This is a genomic window from Legionella sp. PATHC032, assembly GCF_026191185.1.
Taxonomy (GTDB): Bacteria; Pseudomonadota; Gammaproteobacteria; order Legionellales; family Legionellaceae; genus Legionella.
Genome location: NZ_JAPHOV010000001.1, coordinates 3,241,313 through 3,259,495, shown reverse-complemented (window position 1 = coordinate 3,259,495; position 18,183 = coordinate 3,241,313). Strand labels below are relative to the sequence as shown.

The window sequence follows — 18,183 nt, the reverse complement described above, 5'->3', positions numbered from 1 at the left end:
GTTAGTTCCTTATCTTGCGGTTGATGAGTACAAAAATTCCAGCTAAAACAGAACCAGCTATCGTTATGGTTGTCAGATGATTATAATCCAGCAAATCAAAATAGCTAATGACACCTATTGATAAAAATGAGAAAAAGACACCCATGCCCAAACTCTTCCATTGGATAGTCTGATTTTTATTTTCAGATTGCAAGCGTGAGAGTTCATTGACTGTTAATAACTGATCCTTTTTCATCTCCAGTATATCAAAAATCAGTTTAGGCATATGGGGGAGTTGCTCCGTAAAAAATGGCAGATTTTGCTTTAAACGTTTAATGAATGCTTTTGGCCCCATCTGTTCGCGCACCCATTTTTCAAGGAATGGTTTTGCTGTAGCCCATAAATCCAGTTCGGGGTAGAGTTGTCTGCCCAAACCCTCTATCGCCAACAGGGTTTTTTGCAGCAAAATCAGTTGGGGTTGCACTTCCATATGAAATCTTCTGGCGACCTGGAATAAACGGAAAACTACTTGCCCAAAAGAAATGTCTTTTAATGGCTTTTCAAAAATAGGCTCACAAACGGTTCTTATGCTGCTTTCAAACTCTGCAACTGGGGTATCACGCGCTACCCATCCAGATTCCACATGTAATTCGGCTACGCGCTTGTAGTCACGGTTAAAAAAAGCAACCAGGTTTTCAGCCAGATAACGCTTGTCATTATCTGTTAGAGTCCCAATGATACCAAAATCAACACAAATGTACTGAGGGTCTTTGGGGTTTTGATAGGAGACAAAGATATTTCCCGGGTGCATGTCTGCATGAAAAAAGCAATCACGGAAGACTTGAGTAAAGAAAATTTCTACACCGCGCTCGGCCAGTTTTTTAATATCGATGCCGTGATCCCTGAGGCTGGTTATATCGGTCACGGGTATGCCATGAATGCGTTCAATCACCAGGATATTGTTATGGCAATAGTCCCAATAGATTTCAGGTATATATAACATTGGAGATTGATTGAAATTTCTTCTTAATTGAGCGGCATTTGCCGCTTCTCTCATTAAATCCAGTTCGTCCAGTAAGGTATGTTCAAATTCCTTGACTATCTCTTTGGGTTTGAAGCGCTTTCCCTCTGGCCAATAGCGGTCCGCTAATGTGGCGATGGTGTACATGATACTTAAATCTTGCTCTATAATCCGGCGCATATTGGGCCTGAGTATTTTTATAACGACATTTTCCCCTGTCTTCAGAGTCGCTGCATGCACTTGTGCCATGGACGCGGAGGCAAGGGCGACCGGATCAAATTGGGCAAAAACATCATAGGCCGATTTTTTATATGCCTGTTCAATGATATTCATGGCGACATGGCTGGGGAAAGGAGGAACTTTGTCTTGCAGTTTACTTAATTCTTTTGCAATGTCTTCTGGAAGGATATCTGGGCGTGTGGAAAGGGCTTGTCCAAATTTAATGAAGATAGGGCCAAGTTCCTCCAGTGATTTGCGCAGTGCTTCCCCACGCGTTAATTTCTCTTTACGAAGCCAGTTCCACGGGTTTAAATAAACTATAAAACGTAAAGGAGCAAACAATTTTATAGACACAACAACATTATCGAGACCATTTTTGGCTAAAATATAATTGATATGTATAAGACGAATAAGTTGTTTAATTGATTTCATGACAGCTCATCAGTTGTTGAATTCGAGCTTCCAGACGCTCAATGTGCAATGATAATCCATCCAGATCCTGAATAAAATCATCGAATAGTTTTGGAGATGTAAAACCTTGCAATTCTTCACACTGATGTTTTGCAAAATTGAACTGCATACTTTCACTGATTTGGTTTTTGAACTCCAGACCTTTCAATAAACTATGCCTTACGAAGAGGTAAGTTTTATAAAAAAGGCGGGTGAATCGTTTAATTACCTTCATCATGGCTCATTAAATGATTGATATGGGCTTGAAGACGGTCAACACTTAACACTAATTCATCTACCTCGGCAAAAAAATCTTCCAATTCATTTCTTGATGGGAAAATGCGTAATTCTTCCTGAAGAAATTCAGTGATATTTTGCTGCATGGAGGTGCTGAATTGATTTTTAAATTGCAGTCCTTTACGTACAAAGGAGCCAATTTGATGAGCCACCACATCACCTGTGAAGTGAGCCAGGTGCCCTTCCCAATCAATATCTATTTCGTCAAACAGTTTCTTTACATGTTGCCCCAATTCAATGTCACCTGAGATGCGTATCTTGTCATTAAATAAAGAGCGGGCTTTGGATGTGGGTAATAAGCTCAAGCGAATCAATCCTATCGGATTGCTGTGAATTATCGTATCAGGACGCCCATCAATGCGATGGAGTAATTGCATTTCACACCCTTTAAACCGAATGTAAAAATTAACATTTAAAGGGGTAATGACCATTTCAAGCGTTTTGCCATCAAGTTTTTGAAGTTTTTGCGGCATCTGCTCATCGAGCTTCATTGCCTGATTAATGGCTGTTTGTAATGCTTTCAGCGAGTATTCTTTTAACATGATCAACTCAATATTTGTAGGCAATATGCAGAGCGACTATACCGCCACTTAAATTGTGATAATGACAATCTTCAAATCCAACCCGTTCAATCATGGCTTTTAATGTTTCCTGATCAGGATGCATTCTGATTGATTCTGCAAGGTATTGATAGCTGGCTTCATCGTTAGCAACAAATTTTCCGATTTTTGGCAAAATATTAAATGAATACCAATCATAAACCGGCTTCAATCCAGGAAAAACAGGTGTTGAAAATTCAAGCACCATTAATTTCCCTCCCGGTTTGCATACTCTATACATGGAGTGCAGCGCTTCGTCTTTATCAGTAACATTTCTAAGCCCAAATCCCATAGTGATACAATGAAAACTGTTATTCGCAAAAGGGAGGCATTGTGCATTACCCTGAACATAATGAATGTTTTTAAATAATCCCTCATCAAGCAGGCGATCGCGGCCAACATGAAGCATGGCTGCGTTGATGTCGGTAAGAATAACCTGTCCGGAGTCACCCACTTTTTGCGATAATAATCGGGTTAAATCGCCGCTGCCCCCCGCCAAGTCCAATACGGCCTGTCCAGGTCGAACGTGGCTTAATTCAATGGTATAGCGTTTCCAGAGGTGATGAATTCCCAAGGACATCAGATCATTCATACGATCATAATTTTTAGCAACAGAATGAAATACTTCTGCTACTTTCTTTTCTTTCTCATTCCAGTCTACTGATTTAAAACCAAAATGGGTGGTTTGTTTTTGATTTGTCATATTTGCCGGGTAGTATCATTAAAGTGTTCATCTTAACCGATAATCATTAAGATACCCAATTAAAAATTGTATACTTTTTTTTATCCATGTACAGATGAAAACAGCGGGTATTTCCAGGATACAAACTACAAATTTTGCAAGGTAATTAAATAAGTATTTTCGTCTGGCGGCCTATTGTTTTTTTGGGAAAGCCATAAACATTCTGCCAATTGATCCATGATTAAATGCTCAACCATCAAGGGATCCTGATGTTTTTCTATTAACTTGGTGTAAATAGTACTTATACCTTGTGGTCTATCGGTAGCAATTTGTTCGCGAACGGCAAGGTGAAGTCCCATATGAAGAAAGGGATTGGTTTCACCTAATTCAGGATAATAAGTATGTTCAGGAAAAGACTGACTTTGTTCAATGACTTTATGGTATTCCGGATGATCAAGAATTACTTGGGCAATTTCTTTTTCCAATGGAGAAAGCTCTTTTTTATTCTGGTACTTATTCCAACTGATAAAAAATAGCTGTCGAGTTTCTTGTACTGTATCGCCGTAAAACATAGTGACCCGATTGATATAAAATGCTCCATTTTAACTGAATAAAAAAATAACAACAATGTTGATTTGCAAATATTACAGAAGAAGCTTTTACCATAATGAATCAGTTTTGAATTTTTAGAATTGGCATGAACATACTAATACATAGTTGTTTTAAGTCATCTGGCTGTTCTATTGATTACTTAGTATCTAAGTACAAGGAATCATTCTTTGCATTAAACCCGACCGGAGTTACCTCATCGGGTTTAATGCAACTTAGAAAAAGAATTTTTCTTAAGATTGTGGACAGATAGTCCCAGGCGCACAGTTTGTGCATGCAAAGGAGCATAAACCTAACCATTCAACCGTTGCAAGCCTATTTACGGTCTCCTGGATTAAAGAGATCGTTCTACGTGGATAAGTCTCATGCACCTGAATTTTCATAAGCGACTGATATTGTGCTAATGGTTTGGTGGTCCCGGGTGCTGCCAAATCAATTGCCACGAGCTCCTTATTTGTGTAAGTCTGTGCGACGTAAAATCCTGGTTCCAGGGAAGTTCCAGGATAAGCATCTGTTAGGAGTGCTTGGCTTACGTAAAAACCTGCGCCGCCATTCGCTGCCGGTTTTCCAAGACCATCAAAATTGGCAATAATGTTGCTGGCCCCATCGACTTCGATGGTATCCGTTACAACATAACGGCTGGAATTATCAAGAAAGCACCACCAAACAGGGGATGTTTGGTAAGGATTCATTCCAGACTGCGTTATCCAGAAGCTGTAGCTAAGATAAGTTGCCAACCATTGCTCCATTTTCACTGCTTGAAGATGTTTTGGCTCAAGATCGCCTGCGCTGTGTGAGCCTCCTGGTGAGAGCATATTGCAGGCATGCCGTTGTAACCGTTCAGCAGAGGGTACTTGGGCAGACGGATATCGACTGTGAATGAAATTCACAAAACCCATAAACTCTTGCTGAAAGTTAGCGTCAGCAATGCAGGCTGATCGAGAGAAGCAAGATGGTGAGGGTGCTGCCAAATTTTTGCTATCAGAATTGTTAGGCTTGATAAAAAGAGAACTTAACAAAGACATATTCGATGTTTTTGGCATTGCTAACGCTGTGGATGCCATAAGAAAGAGTGAGGCGGCGGCAAGACAGGTGCTTACAATAGGCTTTTTCTTACGAAAGTTAACAATCGCTGCAAAATTAGGACATCCATTGAATCTAATACCAAGAAATTCTCTCATGACTATTTTACTCCCTTAAATTATCTATATTGATTGTTGCTTCGGGCTTCAAAGCTATCCTGTTAGACCCGTCTGGTAGTTGCTCACCTAAATAATTCACAAATATATTGATGATACCTTTTTTAGGTTGAATCCTGGTTAAAAAATAAATTCTTCTAGCAAGCAAAGGGATCACATAGGATTATGGAATGGGTAGTTAGCTCTCGTCAATCAATTTTAGACGCAAAGAATTTATGCAGCAGTTTGATTCCGGAGGATGAATGCCTGGTTTCGATTGTATTTTCTGAACCTGCAATCAAACCATAAGCAACATTACCTCTTCAAGATTTCGATAAATTAAACTAAAAAATGATATAGCAAAGGCAATGGCCTATAATCGAAGCTGTGTAAATAGCATTTCGTAGTAGTTTCTGTCAGCATAGGCGCTTAGAAAAATTGCCCTTACTTATCATCGATGTTAAGTAGACTATATCATCGAAACCAACGGCACCAAGAATTAATAAAGTTAAGGGCGAGGTACTTTTGGCTTACTCAAATGTGTGTATAGGTAAATTTTAATTATGAAAACCTTCATCATTGCAGCGGATAGGATTATTGATTCTGTTGGCGCTCATCAAGACACTAATAATACTCTTAATCAGGCCAGGAAGAAAAAACTTATTGTCGCAGCTTTAGAAATCTTAAGCCTGGCTCAGGGGGCGAAGGATAAAAAGAAACCTCATGAGTTTAAAAGTGGTGCATCCGCCATGGCAGCTATTGAGAGGGCTCGTAATATTCTCTCCATCAAAAAAGCAGATATTGTGCTTATTAAAGGTCAGGATTTTTTGAAAACCGGATATGACCCTAATGAACGGAAAGAATTCATGAAATTTTATCATGAGAATTGCACTCCACTTCAAGGATATAACGAACTGGTTCCTCATTTTTTGCAAAAATACAAACTCGATGAGAAAGAATATTTCAGGATTCGTGATGCTTTGTTTGAAAACTACACGAAGACCTGGAAGAAAATTAATCCAGCGAACAGCATGCCCCATGAAAAATGGTATCAACCTCTCACTGAGTATTTTCGGGGAGTTGACTGTGCTAATCCCAATATTGATTTTTCAGGTCAGCTCATACTATCAACGGAAAAAGCAGCTGATGTCTTAAACATTCCTCAAAAAGCACGTGTTGAAATTTTAGGTAACTCGTTTGTAAAAATTAATCTCAAAGGCGTAGCATCATTGCCTAAGATCGCCACATACCATCATCTTAAAAGAGCCATCAACATAGCCATTGCTCAAGCCAAGATCAATTTTAAAGACAAATTTATGAATGAAGAAGCTTTACTTGATTCCTACACCTGCTATCCGATCGTACCCATGGCCCTCCTCTATCGCCTGGGGCTAGTTAACTCTTTGACTGAAATTCCTGACTTACTTAATTCTTATGAAGTAACAGTAACTGGAGGTCTGAATCTCGGGAAAGCTCCCTGGAGTTTGACGTCTCTTAATGCGCTTATTGTGATGTGGGAGAGGCTAATCTCATCAAATAAGGCGAAGTTTGGACTTGTGCATGGGAATGGCTTATTCGGAAATCAGCAGGGAATAACTATTTTAAAAAATAACTGTCTATAAATCTTGCTGCCCTGGCAAATATGGTAAAAATGTTGACATTAATTAGTGGAGTATGAGATATTTATTCTGCGAGGTTGGACTTGCTATGTGTCATTCCACTGGGTCAATTGGCGACACACTGATTGGCCCTTTCTATTATCCAGAAACTCTGATAAGAACTCTCTATGGCTTAATTTATAAGCTGCTTGTGATTAGTTTCATCGCAATATAAGCCATTAAAATACCGCTCAGAAACTCTATTTTTTGCCATACTTTATTTTGGGTTAAGAGGTTTGAAAAATAACGAGTAGTCATCGTTAATGAACTGAACCAAATCATGCTGGCAGTAATTACCCCTGCTAAAAAAGCCAGTTTATGGTCAGGATATTGACTGCTGCCGCTGCCAACAATCACCAGGGTATCAATAATAGCGTGAGGATTAAGCAAGCTAAATCCCAAAGCGAATAAAATGATTTGCATTCTTGTATGAGATTGGTGCGTTTCTTCAACGGTTTGTTTGTTTTTGGACAGTGCGCTTTTTAAATTTTTTATTGCATAATAAATCAAAAAAGCAGAACCTAGCCATACCATCCAGATTTGCAGGTTTGGATGTGCCAAAAGCAATTGATGTAATCCAGCGACACTACCGCACACCAAAATGACATCGCAGAAAAAGCAAATGACGGCTGAGAGAGCCGCATGATTTTTTCGCGCCCCTTGCCTGATAAGAAAGACATTTTGTGGCCCTAAGGCCATTATTAATGATAACCCTAAGAGTAATCCATTAAAATAAATCAACATAATTGCATCAGGATAGTAAAAAAAAAGGCGATTATATCATAATATTGTGCAAGATGTTTTATTCTTGATTGATGTCGCATATTTTCTCCAATACTTTATGCAGCATGGGAGCGACTTTGGTGCTGGAGTAATGTTGCACTCTCTGGAACGCTTTGAGCGCAAGTTGTTTTGACAGGTCTTTATCCAGCAAGAGACGTTCCAACCCATCCGCCATGCTGACTGGATCTTCTGGGGGAACAAAAAGAGCACAGTCTGAGTTACCAGCAATTTCAAGTGGGCCAGATAAACGAGTGAGCACCATGGGTAAGGAGTGCATCATGCTTTCCAGTACAACCAAGCCAAAAGATTCTTCTCGAGAAGGCAAACAGAAAATATCAATGCTTTGATAAAATGACTCTTTATCCACAATCCACCCAAGTAAACTGATTTCATGATCCAAGTCATGATGGCGAATTAATTCGATATATTGTTGCTTCTCCTTGCCGTCACCAGCAATTTTTGCTTGAAAAGCAATACCTCTCCTTTTTAGTTCTGCCAAAGCGTTTATAAAGACATCAACCCCTTTAATAGCAGCAAACCGGGCACAAACGCCAATTGTCGGGATCTTGTTGTTTTTCGGCTCTCTATATTGTATATCGCCTGGAATATGAATCAGATTAGGAATGGTAAATACCCGGTGTTCCTCTATCCCAGAATTGATAATATCCTGACGCATTTGTTCTGTGAGAGCAATAATCGCATCAGTACCGAAGTCATAGTGGCCTTTGACATGGCATACAGCTATCTTCGGGACTTTGGTTCTGGTTTTTTTGAACAAATAGGCTGCCCTGTAACTATGGGTAATGATGCAATCCGGTTGGTGGATTTCAATTAATTTTTTTAGTCGATGAATTGCAAAAAAATCATGTTGATTGAAATTATGCACAGTTATTAAATGGTCTTGGGGGCAACTGTTCTTTATTTCCGCTTTGGGGTGAATAATTGGAATGACCAGATTGCCTTGAGAACTTAAAGCAGGAATATAGTTTAAAAATACTTGTTCCAGACCTCCATTTACCTTGGAGAACATTGCATTAAATATTTTCACCGTAAATCTTCCTCATTTAGAACTGTTTCTCTATTAATCATAGAGACGGGTTAGCAAAGGGATGGCTAGCCTACATCAACCAAAACTTGTCCATTTACTATCTGGGTTGGGTATATTTTTAAGTTTTTCCGGGAGGAGATTTTGCCTAAAAGGTTGCCAACAACAGGAGGCCAGGGAGACCAGCATTTCGCTTCGCCGGTTTTTAAATCAAATTCGCTTTTATGAAAAGGGCAAATGATAGAACAGGATTCTGTAATCTTTCCTTTGGCCAGCGGCAACTTTAAATGCGGGCACTGTGACTGGATGGCATGAACTTGATTATCATGCCAGATAATCAGTATTTTTTGACCATCAATCACAGCGACTTCTCTGTTATTTTGCTGCAACTTGACTAATTCTACGGCAGGTTTGAAAGACACGTTAATTACCTCTATATTGAAAATCAGAAGATTATATCAGTGATGAATTTAATCTGTTAGTAGAGGACTGATAATAAATTAGTTGTGTTATCAAAATCCCTTATTTTTGCTGAGTTAATTTAGGGAGTCCATCAGTGGTCATGCTTGAATGATGGCTTTGACTCTGTTTATGAAGTTTTAAAAATGATGAAATCTCGAGAAAAGATTAAGGGATATAAGACAGGTGACAGGTGATTTGCCATAATTATAATTTTTAAACAGGGCTGAAGTTAAACGGTCGAATAACGTTGCAACTTGATAAGCGGGGAGTATACAATGCGACAATTATTCTGTCTCCTCATGAGAGTCGTGAAAAATAAGAACAAATAGGAGGGAGCGTGGGCTCTTTGGTTATAAAAAAATCTATTATTGCGGCGCTAGTTGTTGCACTGGGTATTGCAGGACAGTCTGTACAAGCTGAATCAGTACAAGATGAAAAGTTACAATCTGAAAAAGTACAGGCAGAAAAAGTTCAGGCCGAAAAAACAGAAACTGATTTGTTTTCTCCCGTAGAGCAAATCATGAATCCTTTTTATCCCAAATACCCCCCGACCAAACCAGCTACAGGTGAGCAAGCAGAGTTGATTAAACGCGGTGAGTATCTGGCAAAGATGGGTGATTGCATTGCCTGCCATACCGATGTTGAAGGGGGTACTCCCGCTTTTGCTGGCGGTTTGCCCATTAATACTCCTTTTGGCTTATTCTATAGCCCTAACATTACTCCTGATAAAGAAACAGGTATAGGAAATTGGACAGAAAAAGATTTTATTCGTGCTCTTAAAGATGGTCGTGATCCTAAAGGCAGAAATTATTTTCCAGTATTCCCATATGTTTATTTTTCCAAGATAACGGACGATGATGCTCGTGCTCTGTATGCTTATTTTATGAGCATTCCTCCGGTTAAATTAAAGAACAAATCATTGCCATTTCCTTTTGGTGTTCCCGGTGCTCGTTTTGCGCTATGGGGATGGAATCTGTTATTTTTCTTCCCTGAAGAAAATTCAATTGAATATGATCCGGATAAATCCCCTGAATGGAATCGTGGAAGGTATATAGTCGATACTTTGGGGCATTGCAGCATGTGCCATACCCCTATGAATATATTTGGATCAGCAAAAAACAGATATTATTTAACAGGCAGTTTTATCGATGGATATTGGGCTCCTAATATCACCAAATATGGATTGGAATCAGCGAGCCATCAAGAGGTGGCTGATGTATTTAAGGCTGGCGAATTAATTAACAAAGCGGGTCCTGTAGCTGGCCCTATGGCTGAAGTGAATCATAACAGCTTGAGCCACTTGACGGAAGAAGACAGGTTGGCTATTGCAACTTATCTCAAGACAGTAGAGAGTGAAGAATACCTCGGTGTTTCTCCTTCAGATTTGCCTCCTAGCGTTGCACGTGGAAGACAAGTTTATCTGAAGGCCTGTTTGATTTGTCATAAGGACAATAAAATGGGTGCTCCAGTGATTGGTGATTCAGCCAGCTGGTATACACGCTTGAAAAACAGCGGTTTAACTGGCTTATATCGACATGCCATTTATGGCTATAACCAAATGCCGGTTAAAGGCGCTTGCGTGACTTGTTCCGACAATGACATTATTTCAGCGGTTGATTATTTGCTCAACGCGTCCCTAACCCGGTCTCAGTGGCAAGATTTGGCGTCTGGTGGTGTTAAAAAATACCCTGCCAGTGGAAAGGCTGTTTATAATGAAAATTGCGCGGTTTGCCATAATGAGGGTAAGTTGGGTGCTCCCAAAATAGGCGATAAAGCGACTTGGAAACCGTTGATAGCACAAAATATGGATGTTTTGATCGAAAACACAATTAACGGAAAAAATCATTTGAAAAATGGTGGTTGCAGTCATTGTTCGACAGATGAGGTAATTGAAGCGATCAAATACATGGTCAGTCAATCTAAAACAGAGGGTAATTATTCTTTGTGGTAGGGTTACCAGCAAAATGAGAATAAGTGAACTAGCTTAAACTTTAGTCGGTTTCCCGGCTACTTGAAGAGATGAGGGATTGGGATGTTAAACAGGTTAAATATCTGTAAATTAATTGCGTTATTTAGTGCCTTGACTTCTGCGCAGTCGCTGTGGGCTTCTGCAGATGAGTGGCAGTTAAACATGTACAAAGGGGTAACTCCTTTAAGCAACGACATGTATTACCTTCACATGGTCGCTATGGCTGTTTGTGCAGTAATAGGAGTGGTTGTTTTTGGAGTAATGATCTACTCATTAATTCATCACAGGAAATCAAAAGGGTACCAGCCAGCGTCTTTTCATGATAATCCAAAATTGGAAATCATCTGGACTATTATCCCATTTTTAATTCTTGTCGGGCTTGCAGTTCCAGCAACCAGAGTGTTAATCCGTATGGATGATACACAGATGTCCGATGTGACGGTGAAGGTAGTAGGCTATCAATGGAAATGGCAATATCAGTATCTTGATCAGGGCATTAGTTACTTCAGTAGCTTATCAACACCCTATGAGCAAATTGAAAACAAGCAAAAGAAAAATCAGTGGTACTTGCTCGAAGTAGACAACCCTTTAGTAGTACCAGTCAACAAAAAAATTCGCTTCTTAGTGACATCGAATGATGTAGTCCACTCATGGTGGGTCCCTGAGCTCGGCGTCAAGCGAGACGCTATCCCGGGATTTATGCATGAGGCATGGGCCAGAATTGAAAAGCCAGGTGTATACAGAGGACAGTGTGCTGAGCTTTGTGGGATTAATCATGGTTTTATGCCTATCGTTGTGAAAGCAGTTAGTGAAGAAGAATTCGATCGATGGGTTAGTGAGCAAACCAAAGTAGAAGATATCTATGCTGAAAAGTCAGAAAAACCCCGTGAACAAAAAACAATGACCCGTGATGAGTTAATGACGCTTGGCAAGCAAAAATACGATCTCATTTGTTCAGCTTGTCATCAGCCTAATGGTACCGGATTGCCCCCGATGTACCCTCCCCTCAAGGGAAGTTCTGTTGCCGTTGGAAAACCAATTTCACGCCACATTGAATTACTCCTCAATGGTGTTCCTGGATCAGCAATGCAGTCTTATAAAGATCAATTGACTGATGAGGAAATAGCAGCAATTGTTACGTATGAGCGTAACGCCTGGGGAAATAATACTAATGATTTAATTCAACCCGCAGATGTTGCGGCACTGCGACATGGTACCGATATTAAACCTACCATGGTTAATAAAGCTAAAGCTGGAGGTTTGCAATGAAATACGCAATAGCGCATTCAGAAGATTCTCATGAAGATCATGGTCCCGAACAAGGCAAAGGCTTTATGGGATTTGTCAAAAGGTGGCTATTTACAACCAACCACAAAGACATAGGTACTCTGTATTTATGGTTAGCATTGATAAGCTTCTTTGTTGCAGGAGCAATGGCATTGGTTATCAGACTTGAGTTATTTCAACCTGGCCATCGATTTGTCGATCCTAATTTCTTTAATCAAATGACAACATTGCATGGGTTGGTCATGCTGTTTGGTGTCGTCATGCCCGCGTTTACCGGTATGGCAAACTGGCAAGTTCCCATGATGATAGGCGCTCCCGATATGGCTTTACCAAGACTAAACAACTGGAGCTTCTGGATTTTACCGTTTGCCTTTTGTCTATTGTTTTCTACCATGTTTCATGCCGGTGGTGGCCCAAATTTTGGCTGGACCATGTACGCGCCTCTCTCTACAACTTATGCGCCACCCAGTACTGACTTCATGATTTTTTCCATTCATATGATGGGACTCTCGTCAATCATGGGGTCAATTAACATCATAGCCACGATTTTAAACTTAAGGGCCCCAGGCATGACCTTGATGAAGATGCCCTTATTCGTCTGGACCTGGCTTATTACAGCATTCCTTCTGATTGCCATCATGCCTGTTCTGGCGGGTGCTGTCACTATGATGTTAGCCGATAGACACTTTGGCACTTCTTTCTTTAATGCAGCAGGTGGAGGAGATCCCATCCTGTTTCAACACGTGTTTTGGTTCTTTGGTCACCCTGAAGTGTATGTCTTAGTGTTGCCAGCTTTTGGGGTTATTTCAGAAATCATTCCTACTTTCAGCCGTAAACCATTATTTGGTTATCATTTCATGGTTTATGCCACTGTGAGCATCGCTGTATTATCCTTTATAGTTTGGGCTCACCATATGTTCACTACAGGAATTCCTCTGGGGGCTGAATTATTCTTTATGTACACCACCATGCTGATTGCGGTACCGACCGGTATCAAGGTATTCAACTGGGTGAGTACCATGTTCAAAGGTGCTATGACCTTTGAAACCCCAATGCTGTTTGCCATAGCGTTTGTATTTTTATTTACTATAGGTGGATTTACAGGCTTGATGCTGGCATTGGTACCTGCTGATTTTCAATATCAGGACAGCTATTTTGTTGTGGCTCATTTCCATTACGTTCTGGTGCCAGGGGTTATTTTTGCTCTGATAGCAGCGACTTATTATTGGTTACCCAAGTGGACAGGACACATGTACAATGAGCGTTTGGGTAAATGGCATTTTTGGCTTTCTGTTATTTCAGTTAATTTGACCTTTTTCCCCATGCATTTTCTGGGATTGGCTGGTATGCCAAGGCGAATCCCTGACTATGCCTTGCAGTTTGCCAATTTTAATATGATTGTAACAGTGGCAGCTTTTGCTTTCGGCTTGTCACAATTGTTGTTTCTATACAATGTGATAGCAACAGTAAGAAAGAGAGGCACTAATAAGGATGTAGCGACGAGCAGGGTTTGGGAAGGGTCACATGGATTGGAATGGACTTTGCCATCTCCACCGCCTTACCATACGTTTACCACTCCACCTGAGATTAAATAAAGGTGGGGTTTGATGATTGAAGAAAAAAAACAGAAAAAACTCCTTACTATATTAACATTATTAGTATTAGGAATGTTTGCTTTTGGTTTTGCCCTGGTCCCTATTTATAATAGCTTGTGCAAGAATCTGGGCATTAATGGCAAAACCAAAATGGAAGCCGTTGCTTATGATGAAAACAAGGCAAAAATTGCAGCAGATAGAGAAGTCTTGGTTGAATTCGTTGCCACCAATAACAGTGGGGTACCTTGGGCCTTCTACCCCAAGACAAAAAAAATTAAAGTGCATCCAGGAGAAATAGTAAAGCTGGCATTTTATGCGGAAAATAAAACCGACCATACAATGACAGTCCAGGCGATTCCGAGCGTGACGCCAGGAATTGCTGCGAAATATTTAAAAAAAACGGAATGTTTTTGTTTTACTCAACAAACATTAAATGGTCATGAGGCAATGAACATGCCTTTACTATTCCATTTAGATACGGATTTACCGAAAAATGTTAATACGGTTACTCTGTCTTATACATTATTTGATGTGACAGGCAGATCAAGTAATTAGGCGTCGTTGATATGTCTACCTTCGTGGCTATTTTGCCTTGATTTTCTGAGCTTAGTTTCTTGAAATCGAGGCAATACAATTCATACTAGCCAAATATCAGCGGTCTTTGAGTATCAGCTTTGGCTGAATGGCTTATTGTTACAGGAGATTAAAGAATAATGGGAGCACACGGTACATATTATATTCCCAAACCCAGTCACTGGCCTTTGGTTGGCTCAATTGGTTTGACTACTACATTGGTTGGTACGGCATGTTGGCTTCATCATGACTGGTATGGTCCTTACGTATTTATAGCGGGCTTGTGTATTCTGGTTGCAATGATGTTTGGCTGGTTTGGACAAGTCATCTATGAAAACAATAAAGGTCTATACGACTTGCAAGTTGATCGTTCATTTCGCTGGGGTATGTGCTGGTTCATATTTTCGGAAGTGTGCTTTTTCGGCGCCTTTTTCGGCGCCCTGTTTTTTACAAGATATTGGTCAGTTCCTATTTTGGGTGGTGAGATGCATCCTATTACTCATTACACCTTATGGCCTGAATTCAAAGCAATTTGGCCCTTACTGAGTAATCCAAATAACCAGACCTTTGCCGGGGCTCATGAAGCAATGGGTGCATGGGGTTTGGCTGCAATCAATACCATTATCTTATTAACTTCCGGGGTAACCATCACCTGGGCACATTGGGCTTTAAAATTAAGAAAACGTGCACAATTACTAACGGGAATGTCATTGACCATCGCTTTGGGCATTTTGTTCTTGATGTTACAAAGCTACGAATACCATGAAGCTTACACGGAAATGAATTTAACCCTTGATGCGGGTATTTATGGCACTACCTTTTTTATGCTGACAGGATTCCATGGTTTACACGTAACAATCGGGACGATCATGCTTATCGTTATCCTGGTTCGTTGCAAGAAAAATCATTTTACACCTGAGCGGCATTTTGCTTTTGAAGGGGTTGCCTGGTATTGGCACTTTGTGGATGTGGTGTGGTTGTTCCTATTTGTCTTTGTCTATTGGTTGTAGAGTCAAGCTAATTTATCCTTTATTACAACCGGGTATTGATAAGCAAGCCCGGTTGAAATTGAATTTGAACGATTTCCATTTTGTAAGTAAAGCAGTAATCTGAAAACTCTATTTCACGAACAATGGCATGACCTCTAAAATATTTCGCAAGAAAAGTGACTTGGCTTTCTTTTTCAAAATAGTCATTACTTTTTAATTCTAATTCCGATTCAGATAAGCTAATCATTTGACAATCATAATTATTCACACCAATTTTTATTGTTATAACAACTGGTTGAATAGGCTGGATTAACACGGTTTCCCCTTAGCTAAACTTTTTAGATTATTCCACTTAGAAATTGATCTATTCGTGATGGAGCTATTCCCTAATTTCTTTTGAATTGTGTGCTATTAAATCGGAGTGATAAAATAGCCCCATACTTTAAATTCTAGACTATAAGGAACAAAATTAAACAATTAGATTATTTTTAATCTTAGAAAGTTCACTATTCTGAATACTGTGTATATATCTTGGGAATAAGAGAAGCAATTTGTACTGAATTATGAAAATAGAAAATAATTTAAATGCTTCTATAAATATAGAAACGCTAGTATTGGTTGCAGTATGGCGGTTTCCTTTTGTCTTTCAAGGATCATTTAAAATACTTGATAGAGATAATTATAATGAGTATTTGATATTTTACAGGTGTGAGTATACTAAAGCGCATCAAACAGATATTCTGGAAGATGAATTTTCGCCCTTTGATTATCAATTTACCTACCTTTATGCCGGTTCGGTTAAGCACGATGACAACATTCTTAATCAATTATCAGAAAATGCTATATATTTATTACAGTACGCCCTGCATTTGACTTTGAATAAAATACTAACCAATAAAAGGCAAAACGATATTTATATCGATGAAATAGCTCTTCACTCTTTAACAGAAAGCATTAAACAAAAATTTGCTGAAAGAAAAAATTTTGAAATTGAGGCAGATATTGGTTTTGCTGCGGCTATGGATTTTAATCCGCAAGAACAAACAGCACTTGAAGCCGTGCGTAATTTACTGTCATGTCTAGCAGTTAAGTCCAATCGGGTATAGGTAGGTATTGAGTTTCAAATCGTAAAGGTTAGCTTAATAATTGCTCAATAATTTTTTGCAAATTATGATCGTTTTCATAATGAATAATCAATGTGCCTTTGCCGGTTTTTCCTTGTTTTAATTTAATTTTAGTCTGTAAATGTTTAGCTAAAGAGTTTAGCTGCTCTTTAAACTGAGGATTGTCCTTTTGATGGGCTCTTGATTCCGGTTTCCCGGTTTTTACTCGTTCAACTAGCTGTTCCGTTTCTCTGACAGATAGATTCTTGGCAATGATCAATTGAGCGACCTGACTTTGCTGCTCTTCATCCAAAGCGAGTAACGCTCGAGCGTGTCCCATGTCTATGTCGCCATTTTCCAAGAGCTTTTTTACTGGTGTTGAAAGGGAAAGCAAGCGCAGAAAATTGCTTACCGCGGTTCTTGATTTGCATAAAAGATCGGCTACTTGCTGATGGGTAAGAGCGAATTCATTAGTGAGTCTGTACATGGCTCTTGCTTGATCCATGGCATTTAAATCTTCACGCTGCAAGTTTTCAACCAGTGCCATCGCCATGGCTGTTTCATCATCTACCTGTTTGAGGATAACAGGAACCTCGGTAAGGCCTGCCAGTTGGCTGGCACGCCAGCGTCTTTCTCCGGCAATAATTTCATATCGCCCATTGTCTATCTCACGAACCAGCAAGGGTTGCAATACGCCTTGCTTTTTAATGGATTGCGCAAGTTCATTGAGAGGGGTTTCTTCCATTCCTCCACGAGGTTGATACTTGCCCGGCTGTAAACAAGTCACTGCGAGTTTGAGTTGTTGTTCTGTCTGGGGGTGCTCATTTGATAATAAAGAGCTGCTTGATTGACTTAATAAAGCAGATAAATTACGGCCTAAACTACTGCGTTTTACTGTCATTACTTACCCCAAATTAACTGGCTACAGTTTGTTTACTTATCACTTCGGCAGCGAGAACCATATAGGCTGCTGCGCCCGGTGAGGATTTATCATATTGCAAAGCAGGCATTCCATGACTTGGCGCTTCAGCCAGTCTTACATTGCGTGGTACAACAGTCCTATAAACCTTTGCAGGGAAATGCTCTAATAACTGCTTGGATACTTCGGCACATAATCTGTTGCGTGCATCATACATGGTACGAAGGACGCCCTCGATATGCAAACGTGAATTGACTGTCGATTTCACTTGCTCGATGGTTGATAACAAGGCAGCCAATCCTTCCAAAGCATAGTATTCGCACTGCATGGGTATCAAAACGGAGTCAGCAGCGACAAAGGCGTTAATGGTTAATGTATTCAAAGCAGGGGGGCAGTCAATTAAAATAAAATCATAGTTGGACTGGATAGGTTGTAATGCTTTGAATAAGAAAGTTTCCCGATGATTGCGCTCCATCAGGCTGACTTCTGCGACAGTCAAATCCTCATTACCGGGAATTAAATCATATCCACAAGTTGTAGCAAGGCATGCCTGCTCAGCCAGGCAATCACGTAACAAGACATCGTTGGTTGTGTGAACCAACTGCCTTTTATCTACCCCACTACCCATCGTTGCATTACCCTGAGGATCTAAATCGATCAGCAAAACTTGCTGTTTGGATGCGGCAAGAGATGCAGATAAATTGATGGCCGTGGTTGTTTTACCTACTCCACCTTTTTGGTTGGCAATGGCTATGACTTTCGCCAT

The 18,183-nt window shown here is 39.9% G+C and carries 19 protein-coding genes; 7 read left to right on the top strand and 12 right to left on the bottom strand.

Annotated elements, in window-relative coordinates:
- Window position 1: 1 nt before the first annotated feature.
- From ubiB to OQJ02_RS14500, 6 genes are all read right to left on the bottom strand, one after another.
- Complete coding sequence (gene ubiB, locus OQJ02_RS14525; protein ID WP_265719684.1) at window positions 2-1,651, bottom strand: ubiquinone biosynthesis regulatory protein kinase UbiB; 1,650 nt, start codon at window positions 1,649-1,651, stop codon at window positions 2-4.
- A complete protein-coding gene (locus OQJ02_RS14520) occupies window positions 1,638-1,904 on the bottom strand; it encodes a hypothetical protein (protein WP_265719683.1) in 267 nt (88 codons plus the stop codon). The genes ubiB and OQJ02_RS14520 overlap by 14 nt, the downstream gene beginning before the upstream one ends.
- Window positions 1,891-2,508 carry a ubiquinone biosynthesis accessory factor UbiJ gene (locus OQJ02_RS14515; protein ID WP_265719682.1) on the bottom strand — a complete coding sequence of 206 codons (618 nt, stop codon included), beginning with the start codon at window positions 2,506-2,508 and terminating at the stop codon, window positions 1,891-1,893. The genes OQJ02_RS14520 and OQJ02_RS14515 overlap by 14 nt, the downstream gene beginning before the upstream one ends.
- A 7-nt stretch (window positions 2,509-2,515) precedes the next feature.
- Entirely contained in the window at window positions 2,516-3,268 is a 753-nt protein-coding gene (ubiE, locus tag OQJ02_RS14510; RefSeq protein ID WP_265719681.1) for a bifunctional demethylmenaquinone methyltransferase/2-methoxy-6-polyprenyl-1,4-benzoquinol methylase UbiE, read from the bottom strand.
- 125 nt (window positions 3,269-3,393) lie between these two features.
- Window positions 3,394-3,819 (bottom strand): DUF1841 family protein, encoded by a 426-nt coding sequence (locus tag OQJ02_RS14505; protein WP_265719680.1) that lies wholly within the window; start codon window positions 3,817-3,819, stop codon window positions 3,394-3,396.
- A gap of 270 nt (window positions 3,820-4,089) precedes the next feature.
- Window positions 4,090-5,037, bottom strand: a complete 948-nt coding sequence (locus OQJ02_RS14500) for a hypothetical protein (RefSeq protein WP_265719679.1) — start codon at window positions 5,035-5,037, stop codon at window positions 4,090-4,092.
- Between the two features lie 560 nt (window positions 5,038-5,597).
- On the opposite strand from OQJ02_RS14500, the gene OQJ02_RS14495 reads away from it, so the two are divergent.
- A complete protein-coding gene (locus tag OQJ02_RS14495; RefSeq protein ID WP_265719678.1) occupies window positions 5,598-6,656 on the top strand; it encodes a hypothetical protein in 1,059 nt (352 codons plus the stop codon).
- 174 nt (window positions 6,657-6,830) lie between these two features.
- Here OQJ02_RS14495 and OQJ02_RS14490 read toward each other — a convergent pair whose 3' ends face one another.
- From OQJ02_RS14490 to OQJ02_RS14480, 3 genes are all read right to left on the bottom strand, one after another.
- Window positions 6,831-7,436 (bottom strand): LysE/ArgO family amino acid transporter, encoded by a 606-nt coding sequence (locus OQJ02_RS14490; RefSeq protein ID WP_265719677.1) that lies wholly within the window; start codon window positions 7,434-7,436, stop codon window positions 6,831-6,833.
- A gap of 58 nt (window positions 7,437-7,494) precedes the next feature.
- Window positions 7,495-8,523, bottom strand: coding sequence for a glycosyltransferase family 4 protein (locus OQJ02_RS14485; protein WP_265719676.1), 1,029 nt, complete (start codon window positions 8,521-8,523; stop codon window positions 7,495-7,497).
- 65 nt (window positions 8,524-8,588) lie between these two features.
- Window positions 8,589-8,942: a Rieske (2Fe-2S) protein gene (locus tag OQJ02_RS14480; protein WP_265719675.1), complete on the bottom strand. Its 354-nt coding sequence runs from the start codon at window positions 8,940-8,942 to the stop codon at window positions 8,589-8,591.
- Between the two features lie 377 nt (window positions 8,943-9,319).
- Between OQJ02_RS14480 and OQJ02_RS14475 the strand changes: the two genes are divergently transcribed.
- The 5 genes from OQJ02_RS14475 to OQJ02_RS14455 all read left to right on the top strand — a co-directional run bounded on the left by OQJ02_RS14475 (window position 9,320) and on the right by OQJ02_RS14455 (window position 15,416).
- A complete protein-coding gene (locus OQJ02_RS14475) occupies window positions 9,320-10,933 on the top strand; it encodes a c-type cytochrome (RefSeq protein ID WP_265719674.1) in 1,614 nt (537 codons plus the stop codon).
- 81 nt (window positions 10,934-11,014) lie between these two features.
- Window positions 11,015-12,220, top strand: a complete 1,206-nt coding sequence (gene coxB, locus OQJ02_RS14470) for a cytochrome c oxidase subunit II (RefSeq protein WP_265719673.1) — start codon at window positions 11,015-11,017, stop codon at window positions 12,218-12,220.
- The gene (ctaD, locus tag OQJ02_RS14465; protein WP_265719672.1) at window positions 12,217-13,833 is read left to right on the top strand and encodes a cytochrome c oxidase subunit I; all 1,617 of its coding nucleotides are present in this window, start codon (window positions 12,217-12,219) and stop codon (window positions 13,831-13,833) included. The genes coxB and ctaD overlap by 4 nt, the downstream gene beginning before the upstream one ends.
- Before the next feature lie 12 nt (window positions 13,834-13,845).
- Window positions 13,846-14,388: a cytochrome c oxidase assembly protein gene (locus OQJ02_RS14460; RefSeq protein ID WP_265719671.1), complete on the top strand. Its 543-nt coding sequence runs from the start codon at window positions 13,846-13,848 to the stop codon at window positions 14,386-14,388.
- A 158-nt stretch (window positions 14,389-14,546) separates the two neighbouring features.
- A complete protein-coding gene (locus OQJ02_RS14455; RefSeq protein ID WP_265719670.1) occupies window positions 14,547-15,416 on the top strand; it encodes a cytochrome c oxidase subunit 3 in 870 nt (289 codons plus the stop codon).
- A gap of 22 nt (window positions 15,417-15,438) precedes the next feature.
- Here the strand turns inward: OQJ02_RS14455 and OQJ02_RS14450 are convergent, their stop codons facing one another.
- The gene (locus OQJ02_RS14450; RefSeq protein WP_265719669.1) at window positions 15,439-15,711 is read right to left on the bottom strand and encodes a hypothetical protein; all 273 of its coding nucleotides are present in this window, start codon (window positions 15,709-15,711) and stop codon (window positions 15,439-15,441) included.
- Between the two features lie 247 nt (window positions 15,712-15,958).
- Here OQJ02_RS14450 and OQJ02_RS14445 point away from each other — a divergent pair, with 247 nt between their 5' ends.
- Window positions 15,959-16,501, top strand: coding sequence for a hypothetical protein (locus OQJ02_RS14445; protein WP_265719668.1), 543 nt, complete (start codon window positions 15,959-15,961; stop codon window positions 16,499-16,501).
- A gap of 28 nt (window positions 16,502-16,529) precedes the next feature.
- Here OQJ02_RS14445 and OQJ02_RS14440 read toward each other — a convergent pair whose 3' ends face one another.
- Window positions 16,530-17,399: a ParB/RepB/Spo0J family partition protein gene (locus OQJ02_RS14440; RefSeq protein ID WP_265719667.1), complete on the bottom strand. Its 870-nt coding sequence runs from the start codon at window positions 17,397-17,399 to the stop codon at window positions 16,530-16,532.
- A gap of 13 nt (window positions 17,400-17,412) precedes the next feature.
- On the bottom strand, window positions 17,413-18,183 hold the full coding sequence (locus tag OQJ02_RS14435; protein WP_010948577.1) for a ParA family protein: 771 nt from the start codon (window positions 18,181-18,183) through the stop codon (window positions 17,413-17,415).

Coding starts and splice junctions, on each gene's coding strand:
- ubiB (WP_265719684.1), bottom strand. CDS start 1,651: ATGAAATCAATTAAACAACTTATTCGTCTTATACATATCAATTATATT.
- OQJ02_RS14520 (WP_265719683.1), bottom strand. CDS start 1,904: ATGAAGGTAATTAAACGATTCACCCGCCTTTTTTATAAAACTTACCTC.
- OQJ02_RS14515 (WP_265719682.1), bottom strand. CDS start 2,508: ATGTTAAAAGAATACTCGCTGAAAGCATTACAAACAGCCATTAATCAG.
- ubiE (WP_265719681.1), bottom strand. CDS start 3,268: ATGACAAATCAAAAACAAACCACCCATTTTGGTTTTAAATCAGTAGAC.
- OQJ02_RS14505 (WP_265719680.1), bottom strand. CDS start 3,819: ATGTTTTACGGCGATACAGTACAAGAAACTCGACAGCTATTTTTTATC.
- OQJ02_RS14500 (WP_265719679.1), bottom strand. CDS start 5,037: ATGAGAGAATTTCTTGGTATTAGATTCAATGGATGTCCTAATTTTGCA.
- OQJ02_RS14495 (WP_265719678.1), top strand. CDS start 5,598: ATGAAAACCTTCATCATTGCAGCGGATAGGATTATTGATTCTGTTGGC.
- OQJ02_RS14490 (WP_265719677.1), bottom strand. CDS start 7,436: ATGTTGATTTATTTTAATGGATTACTCTTAGGGTTATCATTAATAATG.
- coxB (WP_265719673.1), top strand. CDS start 11,015: ATGTTAAACAGGTTAAATATCTGTAAATTAATTGCGTTATTTAGTGCC.
- ctaD (WP_265719672.1), top strand. CDS start 12,217: ATGAAATACGCAATAGCGCATTCAGAAGATTCTCATGAAGATCATGGT.
- OQJ02_RS14460 (WP_265719671.1), top strand. CDS start 13,846: ATGATTGAAGAAAAAAAACAGAAAAAACTCCTTACTATATTAACATTA.
- OQJ02_RS14455 (WP_265719670.1), top strand. CDS start 14,547: ATGGGAGCACACGGTACATATTATATTCCCAAACCCAGTCACTGGCCT.
- OQJ02_RS14445 (WP_265719668.1), top strand. CDS start 15,959: ATGAAAATAGAAAATAATTTAAATGCTTCTATAAATATAGAAACGCTA.
- OQJ02_RS14440 (WP_265719667.1), bottom strand. CDS start 17,399: ATGACAGTAAAACGCAGTAGTTTAGGCCGTAATTTATCTGCTTTATTA.
- OQJ02_RS14435 (WP_010948577.1), bottom strand. CDS start 18,183: ATGGCGAAAGTCATAGCCATTGCCAACCAAAAAGGTGGAGTAGGTAAA.